This is a genomic window from Paenibacillus sp. ISL-20, assembly GCF_018613005.1.
GTDB lineage: Bacteria > Bacillota > Bacilli > Paenibacillales > Paenibacillaceae > Paenibacillus_AQ.
In genome coordinates, this window is the sequence record NZ_JAGGRD010000007.1 from 20,053 (window position 1) to 37,420 (window position 17,368).

The following is a 17,368-nucleotide window of genomic DNA, read 5'->3' on the forward strand; positions in this document are numbered from 1 at the left end:
TGGAAATGTACCCGTTTTTAAGGCGGTCCGTTCGCCTCCAGTAAACCTTGATGCGTTTTTACGAGGAGACCTTGGCGAAAAAGGTTAGTCGATTTTATTTTTGTTTCTTGTTGCCGGATGACATTGTTGTATACACTCGGTTTACATCGCAAGGACCTGAAAGTAGGAATGGACGAAAGGAGTTAACCAGCATGCCGAGACTGAACTCTAGGCTTCAAACTGAACCAAGCCTGGACCGGAAACACCCCCTACAATTGAAAGCGCTGCCAGAAGAGGGGAGAGGAAGGTCAAGAAGAAAACAAATTAAGCGTCATTGGCAGCTGTATCTCGTTCTGCTGCTGCCCGTTCTTTATTTGATCATTTTTAAATACGTACCGATGGCCGGCATTGTAATCGCATTCAAAAATTATAACGTCATCAAGGGAATCTGGGGAAGCGACTGGGTCGGACTGAAATATTTCCACCAGTTCTTCGATTCGCCGAACTTCTGGCTCTACATTAAAAACACACTTGGCATCAGTTTCTATGGATTGATCGTAGGGTTTCCCGCACCCATCCTTTTGGCACTCGCGCTGAACGAAATTCGCAACGGTCTATTCAAGAAGACGGTGCAGATGGTATCTTATGCCCCATATTTTATTTCTACAGTCATCATGGTTTCGATCATTGTCGTCAATCTGACGCCAAACGTTGGGATGATCAGCAAATTTTTTGAGATGCTTGGTATGAGTAATACGAATTTTATGGGCATTCCGGGTCTGTTTAAGTCCATTTACGTCTGGTCGGATGTCTGGCAGTTTACAGGATACGGAGCGATTATTTACATTGCAGCGCTGTCCGGCGTCAACCCGGAGCTGTACGAATCGGCCAAAGTGGATGGCGCATCCCGCATTCAAAAGATTCTGAACATTGATATACCAAGCCTCATTCCCGTATCGGTCATTCTGCTCATTCTCAATCTGGGCAACATCATGAAACTAGGCTTTGAAAAAATATACCTGATGCAAAATCCGCTTAACTTAAGCACGTCAGAAGTCATATCCACTTATGTGTACAAGGTTGGTTTGCTGGGATCCAGCTTCAGTTTCTCGACGGCAATCGGTCTCTTCAACTCGGTCATTAACCTTATACTGCTGGTGTCCGTCAATTACATCGCCAGAAAGCTGTCTAACAGCAGCTTGTGGTAGGGATATCCCGCTTTTCGAAAAAACAAAACCAACTCCGGAAAGAGAGGAGACTTTATGTTCAATAAAACGGCTATACGTGAATCGAAAGGCGATCGCCTCTTCATGTTCTTGATCTATCTGTTCTTGTCATTGGTTCTTATTGCTGTAGCTGTACCACTGATCTACATTGTAAGCTCGTCCTTCAGTTCGCCTCAAGCAGTCGTAACGGGCAAAGTTTGGCTGTTTCCCGTAGATTTTACGCTGGACGGCTACAAGGCGGTGTTCAATAATCCGCAAATCGGCGTCGGCTATCTGAACTCCCTCTTTTACACCGTCGTCGGCACGATCATTAATGTAACACTAACGATTATGCTAGCTTATCCGCTGGCGAAGAAGACGCTTTACGGCCGTAATTTCTTCATGGTTCTGCTGGTGATCACGATGATGTTTGAAGGAGGACTGATTCCTTATTATCTCGTCGTCAAAAATCTCCATCTGCTGGATACGCGCTGGGCCATGATATTGCCGGGGGCGCTTGGGGTATTCCAGGTTATCGTCGCAAGGACGTTTTTCCAAACCACGATTCCCGATGAATTGGCGGAAGCCGCGGAGCTGGACGGATGCAGTGACATCCGGTTCATTTTCAGCATCGTCCTGCCGTTGTCCAAACCCATTATTGCGGTCATGACGTTGATGTATGCGGTCGGCCATTGGAATGCTTATTTTGATGCACTGATCTTTTTAAGAAAGCCTGACTTGTTTCCGCTTCAAATCATTCTCCGCAATATTCTAATCCTGAATACAGTCGATGCTTCCATGATGGCGGATGTGAGCCAGATGCAGGCGCAGCAGGGGCTTAAGGATTTACTGAAATACTCCTTGATTGTTGTTGCCAGCGTGCCGGTGCTCGTCATATATCCTTTCGTACAGAAACATTTTGTCAAAGGCGTCATGATCGGCTCGCTGAAGGGCTGATCATGAAGAGCGATAATGGCATCAAGGAGGTGAGGCTGTACATTATTCAGATACGGCAAGAGCTCGTGGCGGCACAGGAAAGGGGCCAAGCGCCCGAAATACTGATGATAAGTGGGGGGAATATTCAATGGAAAAGAGCATGAAAAAGAAAACCTGGCTAGGCTTCATCAGTTGCCTGATGGCTTGCATGCTGCTGCTTAGCGCCTGCAGCGGCACCAAATCGGCCGATTCCGGCGATCAGGCAAACGGCAAAACGGCTGCAGGTGAAGATTTGTTTACACCTGTCGGTTCCTATCCGATCGTGAAGGAGCCGATGACCATTAAAATGTTCGCACCTCAATATGCGTCGATCGAAAACATGGATACCAATTTATATACCAAATACCTTGAAGATAAGACGAACATCAAAATCGCTTGGGACCTTGTACCGGAAAATGCTTTGAACGACCGTAAGCAGCTCATGCTGGCCGGCGGCGATTATCCTGAAGTCATTCTCCATGGGAATTTGACCAAGGAGGAGCAGATGAAGTATGGGTCTCAGGGCGTTTTTATCCCTCTGAATGATTTGATTGAACAGTATGCACCTAATATCAAGAAAGCGATGGAGGATATCCCCTACATGAAAGCCTCCATTACGAGTCCGGACGGCAACATCTATGCTCTACCGCAGGTCAATGAATGCTATCATTGTGACAATGCGCTCAAAATGTGGATCAACAAAAAATGGCTCGATAACGTGGGGCTGCCCGTGCCGACGACAACTGACGAATTCTATACTGTGCTGAAGGCGTTCAAAGAGAAAGACCCGAACGGAAACGGCAAAAAAGATGAAATCCCGCTGACAGGCTCGGATGAAATGTGGGCAGGCAACGTATCCGCCTTCCTGATGAACTCGTTTATCCTTGATGACTATGTCGACAAGGGTTCGGGTACGTTCCTCCGCGTCATCGATGGCAAAGTCGATTTTACGGCAAACAAAGAAGAGTGGAAACAAGGCCTCATTTATCTGAATCAATTGTACAAAGAGGGATTAATCGATCCCGCTGCCTTTACACAGAATGCGGATGCGATTCAACAAATGGCCAACCGCGAACCGGACAATATTATGGGTGCGCTTTCAACGGCATTAATCAGTTATGCTTACAGCATGGATGATAAGGCGCCGCGTCATAAAGACTATGTTGCCCTGCCGCCACTGAAAGGCCCGAATGATGTGCAGCAGACACTGAATTTTGCGGGAATCGGAGTCTCACAATTTGCGATTACGAATAAAGCGACGAGCGAGCAGCAGATTGCCGCCATCCGGTTAGCGGATTATTTATATACGGAAGAAGCGATTGTGTTACAGGAATATGGTCCTGAGGGCGAAAGGTGGCGGAAAGCTGAGTCCGGTGAAAAGGATATCGATGGGAAGCAGGCCAAATATACCGCTATTCCTGACCCCGAGAAAAAGCCGACGCATAATGACGGTTGGGAGCAGATCGGTCCATCGCTCAGAACTTATGCTTACCGAGCGTCCTGGACATCTCCTCAGGATCCGCTCACTCCCGACGGATACGGTACTCGTCTGAATCAGGTTTCCAAGGAATATGAACCGTACCAATCCAAGGAGCAATATCCAACAGGACTGTTCATAGCGCTTGAAGATGCCGAGCTCGTTGCGCAGATCAAGACAACGCTTGTCGACTACGTAAAATCCAATATGGCGCAGTTTATTACAGGCTCTAAAGATATCAATAAAGAATGGGATTCTTATGTGCAAGGGCTGGATGGAATGCAACTGATCCAGTACCTGGAAATCTATCAAAAGGCATTAGATGCGAGAAAATAACGCAAAATCTGTTCCCTGCGCACGGACATTCCCTGTGCAGGGGATGATTATTTAACTTCATAGAAAGCAGGTGTATGATTCAATGAATGAACTTGCAAAGCCATCTCCACAGCAGCTGGCATGGCAGGATATGGAGATGGGCATGTTTTGCCATTTCGGTATGAATACGTTTTGCGATCAGGAATGGGGAGACGGAACGGATTCAGCGGAAATCTTCAATCCAGAGCAGCTTGATGCCCGGCAGTGGGCCAGGACCGCGAAACGCGCCGGCTTCAAATATCTGGTATTGACCGCAAAGCATCATGACGGATTCTGTCTGTGGCCAACGAAAACGACCGATTACTCCGTGAAGTCCAGCCCGTGGAGGGACGGTAAAGGGGATGTCGTCCGTGAAGTTGCCGATGCCTGCAGAGAGGAAGGGCTCCAGTTCGGGCTGTATCTGTCCCCCTGGGACCGACATGAACCTTGCTATCCTGATAAAGAGGCTTATGATGATTTTTATGCGGAGCAATTAACGGAGCTTCTGACCGGATATGGACCGCTGGTCGAAGTATGGTTCGACGGAGCCGGTTCCCAAGGCAGGGAATACGATTGGAACAGAATCATCGGCCTGGTGGATCAATACCAGCCGGATGCAATGGTCTTTAATATGGGACGCCCGACCATCCGCTGGGTAGGGAATGAAGACGGCGTCGCCCCTTATCCGTGCTGGAATACGGCCACCACGGCGAAGGAGAGTATGTTCACCAGCGATATGATGACCTGGATGGAAGGAACCCCGGGCTGGGTACCGGCTGAATGCGATGTTCCGATCCGCAAGCTTCACTGGTTCTGGCATCCTGACGATGAAGCAAGCTTAAGAAGCCTGGAGGAAGTACTGGATATTTATTACCGCTCGGTCGGCCATGGCGCTACGCTGCTCTTGAATATATCCCCGGACAACCGCGGGCTGCTGCCTGAAGTGGATGTGAAGCGTGTCATCGAATTCGGAGATGAAATCCGCCGCAGATTCGGGCAGCCGGTTGGCCAAACGAGTGGAGAAGGAAGCGAGCTGCTTCTGAAGCTGGAGCATAGCCAGCCAGTAAATCATGTAATCATCATGGAAGATATTGCCCATGGGGAGCGTGTGCGTGAATACGCGCTTGAAGCATACAGCCAAGGCGAATGGAAAGAGCTTGTACGTGGAAGTGCGATTGGGCATAAAAAAATCGACCGGTTCGACACCGTCGAAACCGATCAATTGCGTGTCAGAATCCTTTCCAGTGTGGAGAAACCTTTGATCCGCAATTTGGCTGCATATCACGTGGAATGATTTTCATAAGTGAAATTAGTAACGAAAAACAGACTGCCGCGGCAGTCTGTTTTTCGTATTTAGTACTTCGTCTCCATTTCTTAAACGGAAGCTTAGAAAATACTGCCTGGGTATCTTGATTTTACGCGCTTATCACGTTACCGCAATAGTCACATTCCTTCTCATCGTTAGGATATACGATGATCCTGGCTCCGCAGCTCGGGCATTCCATGGATCTAGGTCCGCGCCCCCGATCCTCGCTTTCATCGTATTCGTCTTCATATTCCTCATCACCATATTCGTCAACATATTCTTCATCGTAATCATCATCATATGCTTCATGATACTCTTCGGGCTCAAGTTCGAGGATGCCATTTTGGATTCGGCCGAAGGGCAGCATGTGCTCTGTGATCATAAAATCCAAGTCTCGAATGACGTGATTGGGAGATTGTTTCGTCGCTACGGCGATATGATCAATCTCTCTGATTCTTCTGTTTATAACAAGGTGGTAATACTGGTGCAATAATAAGCTGAATTTGCTATCTGCGCGGCTGCCCAATATGAAAAAAACGATAGCCGGAATTAGAAGTATTATTCCATACAGCCAGGCAGAATCCCAGTAAAGTTGAACATCCTCAGGGTTGTTGAGGTCAAAAGCTAAAATAAATAATCCCATGATTAAAATATAAGTATAAACCCAAAGCCATCCAATCAGTCGATGATTTCTTCCCTTGCGAGAGTGATGAACATGAGTCGTAAGTACACGGAATAATGTCATCAAGAAACCGACGGGATATAATGTGAAGGCGAGTGTTAAAATGACACGGTCGAACTTGGAATATTTTGATTTATAAGGTAAATAATCTTCCATCCCCTGTACTCCTTTTCATACGGTACTATCTGGTTCTAATATACTATCATTGTATACGATTTATGGTCTTTATTGTTGCATTATTTGGAAAAAAACGGTGCGGACATAACCAATATAGGATTCGAAACCTTAGACAAGGAAGCCTTGATGAGCTGTCTAAACGAACCTAGAAGCAGATATTCCATTCAATATGTGGGACATGTTATGGGTTGTTTTTTGGCAGGCGTTTATTCATACTGAATAAGATGTACAGATTGATACCGCGCCCCTCAGGGTTTGAAAACATAGGAGGAACCATGTCCTGGAGCAAATTGAAGCAACAGCTGGAGAGTTTTCTCAGTCCTGCATTAGCTGGAAGAGTTGAATATCGCGCCACCGGTTATCGTTATTTACCTGATAAAGCAGGGCTTTGTTATATTTCGGTAGATAAAAAGAACGTACTCAATATGAGTGATAAAACCAGCTCCATCAGATGGTATCAGACGGAGCTGGATATTAAGAATGATCCCAATATCCAAATTCCGATCAGCGATGATGAATTGGAAGCCGTCAGAATGGAAACCAAAGGGACCGTTCCAGAGGATCGCCTAAACGTAATTGCAAGAAATAGAAAAGTATCCGTACTCGCAAAGGAGCTTTTGTCAGCACAAGCTGCATTAAGTAAATCCAATTTTGTCGCTACAGCGAATAAGTTCTTATCTACTTCTATAGAAGAAAGCGTAGAGAGCGATGATATCTTATTGAATATTCTAGCTTTGGTAGACAGACGAGTTGGCAAAAAGCGGATTGTAAACATGGCAGATATGATGAAGTTAAAGCATCCGATTGTGCAATATTTTTATGAACTGCGGCGCAGTGCGTGATGAGCATAAATAATTTTTGTTGAAAGAATCATATTGCACTTGTGGAAGAGAGGGAATTTCATGTCTGAACAAACAAAGTCGGAAAGAGTTCATCAGGTATTTGAAAAGATATCGGATCAATACGACTCGATGAACTCGGTCATCACTTTTAGGAGACATATCGCATGGCGCCATGATGTTATGAAACGGATGAATGTGAAAGAAGGTAGTAAAGCTCTTGATGTGTGCACTGGAACCGGGGATTGGGCGATTGCTTTAGCAAATGCTGTTGGAACGCATGGAGAAGTCATTGGATTAGATTTTAGCCAAAACATGCTCAAAATAGCCCAAGATAAGCAAGAGCAACAAGCTTTAAAGCAGCTTACACTTATCCAGGGAAATGCCATGCAGCTTCCTTTTGAAGATGATTCATTTGATTATGTAACCATTGGTTTTGGTTTAAGAAATGTACCCGATTATTCAACCGTGTTGCGGGAGATGTATCGAGTAACTAAACCAGGCGGACAAGTCGTTTGTTTAGAAACATCCCAACCCACAGTAATCGGTTATAGACAAGCTTCCCTCTTTTATGTTCGCTATATCATGCCCTTGCTTGGAAAGTTTATTGCCAAAAGTTATGATGAATACTCATGGTTACAAGAATCAGCCCGTCATTTCCCCAATAAAAATGTACTGAAACAAATGTTTTTGGAAGCGGGATTTTCCAAAGTAGATGTAAAAAGCTATAGTGGCGGTGTCGCGGCAATGCATATGGCTATAAAATAAATAATAGCAAGGAGGGGCCACGCTCCTCTTTTTTTATTGGGAGTATGCACCTCTCTGGAATATGATATATTCATTAAAGTGTCTACGATTAACATATACTGCTGTTTGATATACATTGCTTAAATATGCTATAAGTGAAGAAAAAGCAAGAGCATGAACAAGATTAAGAACAGGTTGGACTTACTATTTCGGGATAAAGATTTGTATAGAGGGGTATTGGATATGACAGATAATTTTTGGCGTGATTTACCACGACCTTTTTTTATACTGGCGCCCATGGAAGATGTGACGGATGTTGTGTTTCGTCATGTTGTAAGTGAAGCAGCCAGACCGGATGTGTTTTTTACGGAGTTTGCGAATACAGAGAGCTATTGTCACCCAGAGGGGAACCACAGTGTGCGCGGACGTTTGACTTTTACAGAGGATGAACAGCCCATGGTAGCCCATATCTGGGGAGATAAGCCGGAATACTTTCGTCAAATGAGTATCGGCATGGCGAAAGAAGGGTTTAAAGGCATCGATATTAATATGGGTTGTCCTGTAGCGAATGTAGCAGAGAATGGGAAGGGAAGCGGGCTGATCTGCCGTCCCGACATTGCAGCGGATATTATCCAGGCCGCCAAAGCCGGGGGACTGCCCGTCAGTGTAAAAACAAGGCTCGGTTTTAGTAGCGTAGACGAATGGCGCGACTGGTTAACCCATATTCTGAAACAAGACATTGTGAATCTGTCCATTCATCTGCGGACAAGAGATGAGATGAGCAAAGTAGACGCTCATTGGGAACTGATTCCGGAGATTAAGAAACTTCGTGATGAGGTGGCTCCAGACACACTTTTAACCATTAACGGGGATATTCCTGACCGTCAGACCGGCCTCCAGCTCGCTGAACAATATGGAGTGGATGGCATTATGATTGGACGTGGTATTTTTCATAATCCGTTTGCCTTTGAGAAGGCGCCAAAGGATCATAGCAGTGAGGAATTGCTTGATCTGCTGCGGCTGCATCTGGATCTCCATGATCAATATTCAGTACAGGAGCCACGCTCCTTCAGACCCCTTGCTCGCTTCTTCAAAATCTATGTCCGTGGATTCCGAGGGGCAAGCGAACTCCGAAATAACTTAATGAACGCAAAATCAACAAATGAAGTACGTGCGCTGCTCGATGAATTTGCAAGCAAGGATCATGATGAGGCAGATAAACACGGAAACTAAATGGATAGGCTGGAGAAACAACAGCGCTCCAGGAGAACAAATAACATTTTTAGAAAACATGGCCGAATTGGCTGTGTTTTTTCTTTTGGAAAATCTCAGCACTCCTTCTTGCTATAGCTTTTAGCTATAACTAGTTATGTTCTTTTGGTATGTCTTCTAACCCCGCTCGTCGTGATATGATCATCGTATACAACGAGGGGGTTATGTACATGACTGATAAGTTCCAGATCGTAGGAAGTTTATTGCGGCCCGAAGAGCTGCTGAAATATAAAACGCAAATTGAACATCGTGATGATATCCAGTATCCGTTCTATGAGAATTTTGAAGGGTATGCCGAGTGCGAGACAGAGGCGATCAAACAGGTCGTGAAAAAGGAAATCGAGCATAACCTGTCGGTTATTACGGACGGTGAATTCTCCAAATCGATGTGGCATCTGGATTTTGTATGGGGCTTTGGCGGAGTTGAGCGTTATATCGCGGACCATGGCTACTTTTTCCGGGATGTGGACGGAACCTCGAAATATGAAACACGCAAAGATATTGGACTGCGCATTACTGGTAAACTGAGCGGAAAGAATCATCACTTCATTAAACTGTTCAAACAGCTCCAAGATACGGCAGGCGATCAGCAAACGAAACTTTGCGTACCATCTCCTTCCCATATCTTCGGTGAACTTTCCTGGTCGGATAACATTGGCGGCACGGATGCGGTTTATCAGAACAAACAGGAGCTCAAAGCGGGCCTTGAGAGCGCGTATAAGGAATTCGTGGAGGAGTTCGCTGCGGTAGGCGGCAAAATCCTGCAATTTGATGATTGCTTGTGGGAGCTGTTTGCAGACGACAACCCGAACTCTCCGTTTACAGGGGAGCATATTAATCAAGCGGAAGTACAGGGGCTCGCCACCGAATTTATTGATATTAACAATACCGTGATTGACTTCGGTCATAGCCTCGGCTTGAAAGTGTGGACACACAACTGCCGAGGGAACTACGATTCCCGCAACATGGGCGGTGGATCTTATGCGAAAATCGCCAACCTGTTCCTGAAGCAGTTGAAATATGATCGCTTCTTCCTGGAGTGGGATGATGATCGTGCGGGTTCGATTGAAGCCCTGGAGGTTTTCAAGGACAGACCGGAAACGGAAATTGTTCTGGGCTTGCTGTCTTCCAAAACAAATACGCTTGATGATGAAGGGCGCGTAATCCATCTGCTTGACGAAGCATCCAAAATCATTGATAAGGATCGTCTGCTGCTCTCGCATCAATGCGGCTTTGCGTCCTGCGATGGCGGGAACGAGCTAAGCGAAGCCGAGCAATGGGCGAAGATTGATCAAGGCCAGAAGCTTGCGAAGCAATATTGGGGTAGCTAGACAATAAAACGAGTTATTAATATAAACGGCGACCTTTTCCCGGAATTCAATCAGGGGAGAGGTCGCCGTGTTTTTTTGGATGGTCCCTAGTTGTTCAATGTGATCAAACGATCATTACTGGTCTTTGCATGAGTCATACCTCCAATTATATTCTGAGCAGGATGATGGTTTCTTGTATATCTTGTATTATCCTTTTTTTGTCACCAAATCTCTACTCTTTGCTAAGCTGGGGATTGCCTTGGGTTTGGCAGAAGGACTTGTCCCTTTCGATTTCTCCACTTTGGAGAACAAGTTCATCAATTTATCTTTATAGATATATCCGAGTACAAAACCAATAACGGCAATGACGGATATGATAATGGCGATGCTGTATTGTTGCATATGAATTGTGGACCCTACCGCGGCAGAGGCAATAATCCATGGCAGACGACCAACCAGAAGTATCGTGAAGAATCTTAAAGAACTCATGGATGTAAGAGCGGCAACAAATACGAGCATGTCTTTCGGCAAACCGGGAATCACGAAAAAGATAAACAAAAAGGCAGAGAACTTCTTCTCATCATGAATAAACGACATCCACTTATAGTCTTTCTTTTGCAGCAATCGCGCAATAAAATTGCGACCGGTAAAACGAGTGAAATAAAAAGCAATCGCTGAGCCCAATACCAAGCCTACTGTAGTATAGAATGACCCAAGCGTAACCCCATAGATATATCCGCCTGCAACCTGTACCACTTCTCCCGGAATAGGCGCAACCACGATCTGAAGTATCTGGAATAAAATAAACATGACCGGACCCCAATGTCCCGTTGAATGAATATACGCTCTGAAATTGTCCATGGACGACATGATTTTAATAATGGCAGGAGAATAATAGACCAGTAAACCAATGGACAAAATCGTTAACAGACCCAACAGTATTTTCATAACTGTTTTTCTCGAAAGTTGTGGCATAGCTGATGACTCCTTTGCGTTATGACCTTTACTGATTACAGTATAAAACGAAAAAATGAAGAGTCACCTACATAACTTCTGAAGAATTCTTAAGTCGATTGTATCTGCTGGTAGTGGCTGCTAACGCATATTATACTGAAATTGGACGGAGGGATCGGATGAGCAAGCAAATTTTAATTGCTGACGATAACAGTGAGATTCGTGAAATTGTAAAGATTTTGTTAGAGAGCGAGAATTATGAAGTCATTGAAGCGGTAGATGGTCAGGACGCAATTGATAAAGTGAATGAAGAGACGGATCTCATTATCTTGGATATGATGATGCCGAATAAATCGGGGCTGAAGGCGTGTCTGGAGATTCGTGAAAAAACAAGTGCTCCGATCCTGTTTCTCACAGCTAAAACGCAGGATTCGGATAAACAATTGGCCTTCTCCTCCGGAAGTGATGATTTTTTGTCCAAACCCTTTTCCTATACAGAACTCGTTGCAAGGGTAAAGGCATTGCTTCGAAGGTATTATGTGTATCGTGGCAAGGAGAAGACGGAAGAAGCGGACCAAATCATCATGGAGGATCTTACGGTCCATCAGGATTCCAAGACTGTTTTTGTTGGGGAGAAGGAAGTGGCTTTAACCGAAATTGAATACCAGATCTTGTTGCTGCTAGCGAAGAAACGGCGAAAGGTATTTTCGGCGGAAAACATATATGAGAGTGTCTGGGGGCAGCCCTACTTTTATACATGCAATAACACGGTTATGGTTCACATTCGCAATTTGAGAAGCAAGCTGGAGGACGACCCACAGAACCCTAAATATGTGAAGACCGTTTGGGGGAAGGGGTACAAAATTGAATAGATTGCTAATGGGGAAAAAGCTGAAGATCAAATTGGTGCTGGCGGTTATGATTTCTTTGGTCATTTCCATAAGTACACTCGTTATTTTACAAGTTGTTGGTGAGACAGTACTGGATGATTACTTAAGCAAATCCACTTTTGTAGAGAACAGGCAGCAAGATGCGCTTGATCGATTCGAAACATTTGTGAATAGCCAGAACGTGTCAACCTCTGATCATGAGCGATTGTCCGCATGGGTAAGTGAGGAACGATACTTAAATCTGTATATTTTTGTGAAAGATAAATTGATCTATTCCTCCAATACCGGGATTGATTCTGCCATCAATGAAGAGCTTTTAACCCAATTGGTACCATCGAAAATACCCATCAAGACCATTCGTTTCGCGGATCAGGATGCCCAGATATATCTGGTCGGCTTTTATGAGTATCAATATTATACCCTCATTCTGATTATTGGTGTTTTCGTCGCGGCTGTTGTGTTCATTGTTTCCTTTCTACTCATTATTAACAGGAAAACATCATATATTGGCAGGCTTGAACAAGAGATTAAGATACTCGAAGGTGGAAATTTGGATTATTCGATTACGATATCGGGAAAGGATGAACTGTCGTCTTTGGCCCAAAGTATTGATGAGATGAGAAAATCATTTATTGAGCGACTCGGCAGCGAGGAGAGGGTGAGGATAGCCAATCGTGAATTGATCACGGCAATTTCCCATGACCTCCGTACCCCGCTTACGATTCTGTTGGGATATATGGACATTATAGAACTCAACAAATATAAGACGCAGGAGGATTTATTGCAGTATATTCATAACAGCAGGGAGAAAGCTTATCAGATCAAGGCACTGTCGGACAAACTATTCGAATATTTTACGGTATCCTCTGCTGCGGAAGAAGAGGAAGTGGAATTTGAAATCTATGAGGGCAGAGCGCTTATCGATCAACTCATTGATGAACAACTGGTCGTTTTGGATGATATCGATGTTCAGATTCAGGCCAATTCTAATCACGAGAAATTTCTGCTGGAAATCAATCTGGTCGCCATTCGCCGTGTATTCGATAACATATTTTCAAATATTCAAAAATACGCCGATCCATCAGAGCCCGTTCAGATCAGGGTATACTTGAAGCAGCAATGGGTCTTTCTTGTTGTAGAGAATAAGATTAAACGTGTCGGCAAAAAGAAAGATAGCAACGAAATTGGGCTCGTTAGTTGTCAGAAAATGATACAGCAGCACAACGGAACGTTGACGGTATCTCAGGAAAAAGATATCTTTTCGCTACAAGTCACGCTGCCAATCATCTTAAAGAGTGTCCGAACACGATTTATCTGATTCAGCGCTTCCTCGGTTAACTGTACAGTGTTGCCCGGCGATCATTTGGGTCAGGGATCCGGGTTGTCTTGGGGTATTCCGAATAGGATTACATATTTTTTTCCTCGGCCCATTTTCCTAAACAACAAAAAACCACACCCCAATTGTTGCGTCCAACAATTGGGGTGCAGTTATCCGAAAGATCAACTTAGTGAGCAGAGTCCTTTATCAAATATTCCATGTTTAGCATACCCTTAATCCGGTGACTGCACCGCCGAATACCGTGATGCCATGCTGGACAATACAAACACGGCAATGATGGCGATGAGTACGCCGAATACCCCGAACCAGGTAATGGATGCCAAAGAAACACGGTTAACGATCAGCCCGCCGATTCCTGCGCCGACAGCCATGGCGAGCTGCATCATGGAACTGTTCAAGCTCAGCATGACGCCCGAGGATTCAGGAACAAGCTTGACCAGGTTAAATTGCTGCGCCGGAGCGGATGACCAGGCGGCAAAAGACCAGAGGATCAAAATGGCGAATACGGCAATGACCGACTGTCCGACTAATGATAGCAAAATCAACGAAATGACGTGAAGTACCATCCCTGAAACGAGCGTGTATTTGATGCCCCGTTTATCCGCGCTATAGCCGCCGACTTTCGAGCCAATCAAACTGGCAATGCCGAACACGAACAGAGCTGCGCTAATCAATGATTCATTTAAATGAGTCACCTCTAGCAGAAAAGGGGAGATGTAAGTATAGGCAAGGGAATATCCGCCCAACCAGAAAAAAGTAATCGCTAAAGCAACCAAAACCTGAGGTTTTTTTAACAAAGCAAATTGTTTGATCAAAGGGACAGGCTTGTCGCCCTGCATACGTGGAAAAACCGCAGCAATGACAAGCATGGCGATGACCCCGACAATTGCGATGGCCAGAAATACCGCTTTCCAGCCAAAAGCCGAGGCTACCATTCTGCCGAATGGAACGCCGATGATGAGCGATGCGGTAATGCCCATGGTGACGTTGGCGATGGCGCTGGCTTGCTTGCCTGGCGGAGCGATTTTGGCGGCGATACTGAGCGCGTTAACGGTGACCACCCCGGCGCCTAACGCCGTAATGATTCTGGCGGCAATGAAGAGACCGAAGCCGGACAATATAAATGTCAGCAGATTTGCGACAATAAAGAGGCCCAGCGAATAAAGTAGGAGCTTACGCCGGTCCATTTTGGCCGTCAGCGCCATTAAAATAGGCGTGCCGACCGCATAGGCCAGGGAATAAACCGTAATGAGCTGGCCTGCTGCCGCAACGCTTGTTCCCATCGTCTCTGCGATCCGGTCCAATATCCCGGAAATGATGTAATTGGATGTTCCAACTAAAAAGCTGACCAAGGCTAGAACGTAAACTTTCCATGTGTTCTTCATAATTCACTCTCCTGATGTGTTTAAATAACTATGTTTTTAAAAATATCGAAATATAAATATAAATCGATCTTTGTGCATATATCAGCACATACTCATACATTGGTTAATTGTAATCATCATATCAAAGAAGCCCCCAGCTTGTTGACTGGCTCCTCTGCTGCTTCTGCCAATTCATAGCATTGTTCAGCGGCTCTATCTACTGCAGGCAGGGTCTCCATCAACCATAATCTGCACCTTCGCCAAATCGAATCTAGCACCATCCAGCTAATATAGCTGTACGACGCCTTGTTAGAATCTGATGCGTAGAACCTGTAAAAGACCTTAGCTCGCCGTTGTTTATGCGGGTGCCACAATCTTTTACATTTTGTTATTCCTTAGGCATTTCGTTAAAGAAAGCTACATCATCGACTGCCAGCCTCACCGTCGGATGACCAGGCTTTGCCGCCTTGCCGATGGCGATCAGCATAATCGGAACGTAGCGTTCTGATATGCGGAAAGCTTCCATGAACTTTTGTTTGTCGTAGCCGCCCATCGGTACCGTGTCGTAGCCTTTAGCGCGGGCGACAAGCATGAGTTGCATCGATACTAGCCCGCCGTCGGTATAAACTTTTTGGCGGATGGCCTCGGGCGGCATGCTTGAATACATGCCGGTATAGCGTTCCACGAACGATTTTGCCGTCTCTGCAGACATGTAACCCGCATCGACCGTCATTCCGTAAATTTTCTCAGCCGATTTATAACACTCCAAATCTCCGAGTACCGCAATGACAGCCGAAGCCTCGACCACTTGCTGTTGATTGAATGCGATCGGAAGCAGCTTCTGCTTCAGCTCCGGCGAGTCGATAACGAGAAACCGCCACGGCTGTAGGTTAGCGGCTGAAGGGGCCAGCGTGGCTTGCCGCAATGTTTCGGTCAATTCCTCCCGCGAAATCTTGATCTCGGGATCATAGCTACGAACCGACCGACGTTCTCGAATAACATTAAAAAAAAGTTGGTGCTCCATCGTTAGTGACGGTTGTGAAACCGACATGGTTCTCTCCTCCTTTTGGAAAAGCGGTATTCTGCATTTTTTTTCAATACAACATTAGTTGTTTGAACAACACCTGTTGTATTTATATGTTATGATAACAACAGAATGGTACGCAATCATCAATAACCATAAACCGTTGTATAGACAACACCATTTCTATAATGTCGTTTTATTGGGGAGATCAAAACCATGACAATTAAAAAGAATGAAGCTGATCCTCGTGTGATACGTACACGGCGACTCCTTCAAGACGCTTTTGCTTCGTTAATTCAAGAAAAAGACTTTGAATCGATAACCGTTAGGGATATTGCAGAGCGGGCTACTGTTAACAGAGCGACTTTTTATGCGCACTTTGTAGATAAATTCGAAATTCTAGAGGCCAGACTAATGGAATCATTTATGACAATCATAAATCGTAGAATAAGCGGTCACGAAGTATTAAATGAAGAAACCATTCAGAGTATTTTTCTGGGTGTATGCGATTTTCACAAGAGTCTAAGCACTATGTGCAAAAGAAGGTATACATCGCTTGGAGCTGTATTCGAAATTCAAATAAAGGAAAAAATTCAAACGATACTTCTTTCCTTTATAGACAAAGACAAGATGCTATCGAGTCCAAACGCGCAATTCTTAATAAATACAGCTTCTATCATGTTAAGTTGGGGGATGTATGGGGCGGCTTACGCTTGGAACAATGAGGGGCGTCTAATAAGTGCGGAATCATTCGTTAAACAGACTATGCCCTTAGTGATGAACGGAGCCAAAGAACTGCTGGGATAGGTCCTGTCGCTATTGCTCTATCCTGCGGAAGAAACAAGATGCAATGCGGACAATTTACGAATCCTTATTCAAACCATATTCGATTTTCTTTTGCGGTTTCAACAATGTAGTACGCCGGGAGACAAGTAGTTTGAACCGATGTTTGAAAATGCCATGTATCAGGGTCTTCATCGACTCCTGCTTAAACGGTTAAATGAAGTGGACACACAGGGCTTTTTGCAAGAAAAATTGGAAACTACGGCACTCGTTATCAGTTGGGGCATATTCGGATCGGCTTTGCAGTGGAGCCGGAACCCTCAAGATCGCTCTGTGGAAACGATGTTTGAAGAAGTCATTGAGGTTATATCGGTCAATTTGGCCCCTTTTTGGGAGCAAACAACCAGCTAAATGAAAGCCGCATAACTGCAGATTTTTTTATTATAGGTACCCGAGTTCTTGTCACAACCCAATGACAAGAACTCGGTTACTTTGCCGAAAATGACAAGAACTTGCACACATAGCCGATTAGATGATTGTCTAATCTAATGTTATTCTGCATCGGCAGCCTGTTAAGCTCCCTCGAAATGATTCAGTTTCCTCACTCAGACTCATGAATTCGCAGGATTTCACCCTGTGGTAAGTGTGAGAGAAGAAGTCATGGAGGAACTTTTGGCTGGGGTGCATAGAA

Annotated in this window: 16 protein-coding genes; 12 read left to right on the forward strand and 4 right to left on the reverse strand. The window is 45.0% G+C overall.

Annotation, left to right across the window (positions count from 1 at the left end; translation table 11 throughout):
* The first annotated feature begins 191 nt into the window (after window positions 1–191).
* From J7E85_RS05175 to J7E85_RS05190, 4 genes are all read left to right on the forward strand, one after another.
* Complete coding sequence (locus J7E85_RS05175; protein ID WP_083659809.1) at window positions 192–1,187, forward strand: ABC transporter permease; 996 nt, start codon at window positions 192–194, stop codon at window positions 1,185–1,187.
* Between the two features lie 54 nt (window positions 1,188–1,241).
* Window positions 1,242–2,141 carry a carbohydrate ABC transporter permease gene (locus J7E85_RS05180; RefSeq protein WP_076325522.1) on the forward strand — a complete coding sequence of 300 codons (900 nt, stop codon included), beginning with the start codon at window positions 1,242–1,244 and terminating at the stop codon, window positions 2,139–2,141.
* Between the two features lie 127 nt (window positions 2,142–2,268).
* A complete protein-coding gene (locus tag J7E85_RS05185) occupies window positions 2,269–3,972 on the forward strand; it encodes an ABC transporter substrate-binding protein (RefSeq protein ID WP_215155708.1) in 1,704 nt (567 codons plus the stop codon).
* Window positions 3,973–4,054: 82 nt separating this feature from the next.
* The gene (locus J7E85_RS05190; RefSeq protein ID WP_215155710.1) at window positions 4,055–5,284 is read left to right on the forward strand and encodes an alpha-L-fucosidase; all 1,230 of its coding nucleotides are present in this window, start codon (window positions 4,055–4,057) and stop codon (window positions 5,282–5,284) included.
* Between the two features lie 121 nt (window positions 5,285–5,405).
* Here J7E85_RS05190 and J7E85_RS05195 read toward each other — a convergent pair whose 3' ends face one another.
* On the reverse strand, window positions 5,406–6,134 hold the full coding sequence (locus J7E85_RS05195; RefSeq protein ID WP_215155712.1) for a hypothetical protein: 729 nt from the start codon (window positions 6,132–6,134) through the stop codon (window positions 5,406–5,408).
* Between the two features lie 296 nt (window positions 6,135–6,430).
* Between J7E85_RS05195 and J7E85_RS05200 the strand changes: the two genes are divergently transcribed.
* From J7E85_RS05200 to J7E85_RS05215, 4 genes are all read left to right on the forward strand, one after another.
* Window positions 6,431–6,997 (forward strand): SF0329 family protein, encoded by a 567-nt coding sequence (locus tag J7E85_RS05200; protein WP_215155714.1) that lies wholly within the window; start codon window positions 6,431–6,433, stop codon window positions 6,995–6,997.
* A 60-nt stretch (window positions 6,998–7,057) separates the two neighbouring features.
* A complete protein-coding gene (locus J7E85_RS05205; RefSeq protein ID WP_215155716.1) occupies window positions 7,058–7,762 on the forward strand; it encodes a demethylmenaquinone methyltransferase in 705 nt (234 codons plus the stop codon).
* A 222-nt stretch (window positions 7,763–7,984) separates the two neighbouring features.
* Window positions 7,985–8,974 carry a tRNA dihydrouridine synthase gene (locus J7E85_RS05210; protein WP_215155718.1) on the forward strand — a complete coding sequence of 330 codons (990 nt, stop codon included), beginning with the start codon at window positions 7,985–7,987 and terminating at the stop codon, window positions 8,972–8,974.
* Between the two features lie 209 nt (window positions 8,975–9,183).
* Window positions 9,184–10,344 carry a cobalamin-independent methionine synthase II family protein gene (locus J7E85_RS05215; RefSeq protein ID WP_215155720.1) on the forward strand — a complete coding sequence of 387 codons (1,161 nt, stop codon included), beginning with the start codon at window positions 9,184–9,186 and terminating at the stop codon, window positions 10,342–10,344.
* A gap of 186 nt (window positions 10,345–10,530) precedes the next feature.
* On the opposite strand, the gene J7E85_RS05220 is transcribed toward J7E85_RS05215, so the two are convergent.
* Window positions 10,531–11,271 carry a TVP38/TMEM64 family protein gene (locus J7E85_RS05220; RefSeq protein ID WP_251035491.1) on the reverse strand — a complete coding sequence of 247 codons (741 nt, stop codon included), beginning with the start codon at window positions 11,269–11,271 and terminating at the stop codon, window positions 10,531–10,533.
* Between the two features lie 185 nt (window positions 11,272–11,456).
* Here J7E85_RS05220 and J7E85_RS05225 point away from each other — a divergent pair, with 185 nt between their 5' ends.
* Window positions 11,457–12,149, forward strand: a complete 693-nt coding sequence (locus J7E85_RS05225) for a response regulator transcription factor (protein ID WP_215155724.1) — start codon at window positions 11,457–11,459, stop codon at window positions 12,147–12,149.
* Window positions 12,142–13,485 carry a HAMP domain-containing sensor histidine kinase gene (locus tag J7E85_RS05230; protein WP_215155726.1) on the forward strand — a complete coding sequence of 448 codons (1,344 nt, stop codon included), beginning with the start codon at window positions 12,142–12,144 and terminating at the stop codon, window positions 13,483–13,485. The genes J7E85_RS05225 and J7E85_RS05230 overlap by 8 nt, the downstream gene beginning before the upstream one ends.
* Window positions 13,486–13,718: 233 nt before the next feature.
* Here J7E85_RS05230 and J7E85_RS05235 read toward each other — a convergent pair whose 3' ends face one another.
* Window positions 13,719–14,891, reverse strand: coding sequence for an MFS transporter (locus J7E85_RS05235; RefSeq protein ID WP_215155729.1), 1,173 nt, complete (start codon window positions 14,889–14,891; stop codon window positions 13,719–13,721).
* A gap of 367 nt (window positions 14,892–15,258) precedes the next feature.
* On the reverse strand, window positions 15,259–15,921 hold the full coding sequence (locus J7E85_RS05240) for a nitroreductase family protein (protein WP_215155731.1): 663 nt from the start codon (window positions 15,919–15,921) through the stop codon (window positions 15,259–15,261).
* A gap of 189 nt (window positions 15,922–16,110) precedes the next feature.
* On the opposite strand from J7E85_RS05240, the gene J7E85_RS05245 reads away from it, so the two are divergent.
* Both J7E85_RS05245 and J7E85_RS05250 read left to right on the forward strand, forming a co-directional pair.
* Window positions 16,111–16,701, forward strand: coding sequence for a TetR/AcrR family transcriptional regulator (locus J7E85_RS05245; protein ID WP_215155733.1), 591 nt, complete (start codon window positions 16,111–16,113; stop codon window positions 16,699–16,701).
* A gap of 138 nt (window positions 16,702–16,839) precedes the next feature.
* Window positions 16,840–17,088 (forward strand): hypothetical protein, encoded by a 249-nt coding sequence (locus tag J7E85_RS05250; protein ID WP_215155735.1) that lies wholly within the window; start codon window positions 16,840–16,842, stop codon window positions 17,086–17,088.
* Window positions 17,089–17,368 lie beyond the last annotated feature (280 nt).

Coding starts and splice junctions, on each gene's coding strand:
- J7E85_RS05205 (WP_215155716.1), top strand. CDS start 7,058: ATGTCTGAACAAACAAAGTCGGAAAGAGTTCATCAGGTATTTGAAAAG.
- J7E85_RS05245 (WP_215155733.1), top strand. CDS start 16,111: ATGACAATTAAAAAGAATGAAGCTGATCCTCGTGTGATACGTACACGG.
- J7E85_RS05225 (WP_215155724.1), top strand. CDS start 11,457: ATGAGCAAGCAAATTTTAATTGCTGACGATAACAGTGAGATTCGTGAA.
- J7E85_RS05180 (WP_076325522.1), top strand. CDS start 1,242: ATGTTCAATAAAACGGCTATACGTGAATCGAAAGGCGATCGCCTCTTC.
- J7E85_RS05190 (WP_215155710.1), top strand. CDS start 4,055: ATGAATGAACTTGCAAAGCCATCTCCACAGCAGCTGGCATGGCAGGAT.
- J7E85_RS05175 (WP_083659809.1), top strand. CDS start 192: ATGCCGAGACTGAACTCTAGGCTTCAAACTGAACCAAGCCTGGACCGG.
- J7E85_RS05220 (WP_251035491.1), bottom strand. CDS start 11,271: ATGAAAATACTGTTGGGTCTGTTAACGATTTTGTCCATTGGTTTACTG.
- J7E85_RS05240 (WP_215155731.1), bottom strand. CDS start 15,921: ATGTCGGTTTCACAACCGTCACTAACGATGGAGCACCAACTTTTTTTT.
- J7E85_RS05215 (WP_215155720.1), top strand. CDS start 9,184: ATGACTGATAAGTTCCAGATCGTAGGAAGTTTATTGCGGCCCGAAGAG.
- J7E85_RS05235 (WP_215155729.1), bottom strand. CDS start 14,891: ATGAAGAACACATGGAAAGTTTACGTTCTAGCCTTGGTCAGCTTTTTA.
- J7E85_RS05200 (WP_215155714.1), top strand. CDS start 6,431: ATGTCCTGGAGCAAATTGAAGCAACAGCTGGAGAGTTTTCTCAGTCCT.
- J7E85_RS05210 (WP_215155718.1), top strand. CDS start 7,985: ATGACAGATAATTTTTGGCGTGATTTACCACGACCTTTTTTTATACTG.
- J7E85_RS05250 (WP_215155735.1), top strand. CDS start 16,840: ATGTTTGAAAATGCCATGTATCAGGGTCTTCATCGACTCCTGCTTAAA.
- J7E85_RS05185 (WP_215155708.1), top strand. CDS start 2,269: ATGGAAAAGAGCATGAAAAAGAAAACCTGGCTAGGCTTCATCAGTTGC.
- J7E85_RS05195 (WP_215155712.1), bottom strand. CDS start 6,134: ATGGAAGATTATTTACCTTATAAATCAAAATATTCCAAGTTCGACCGT.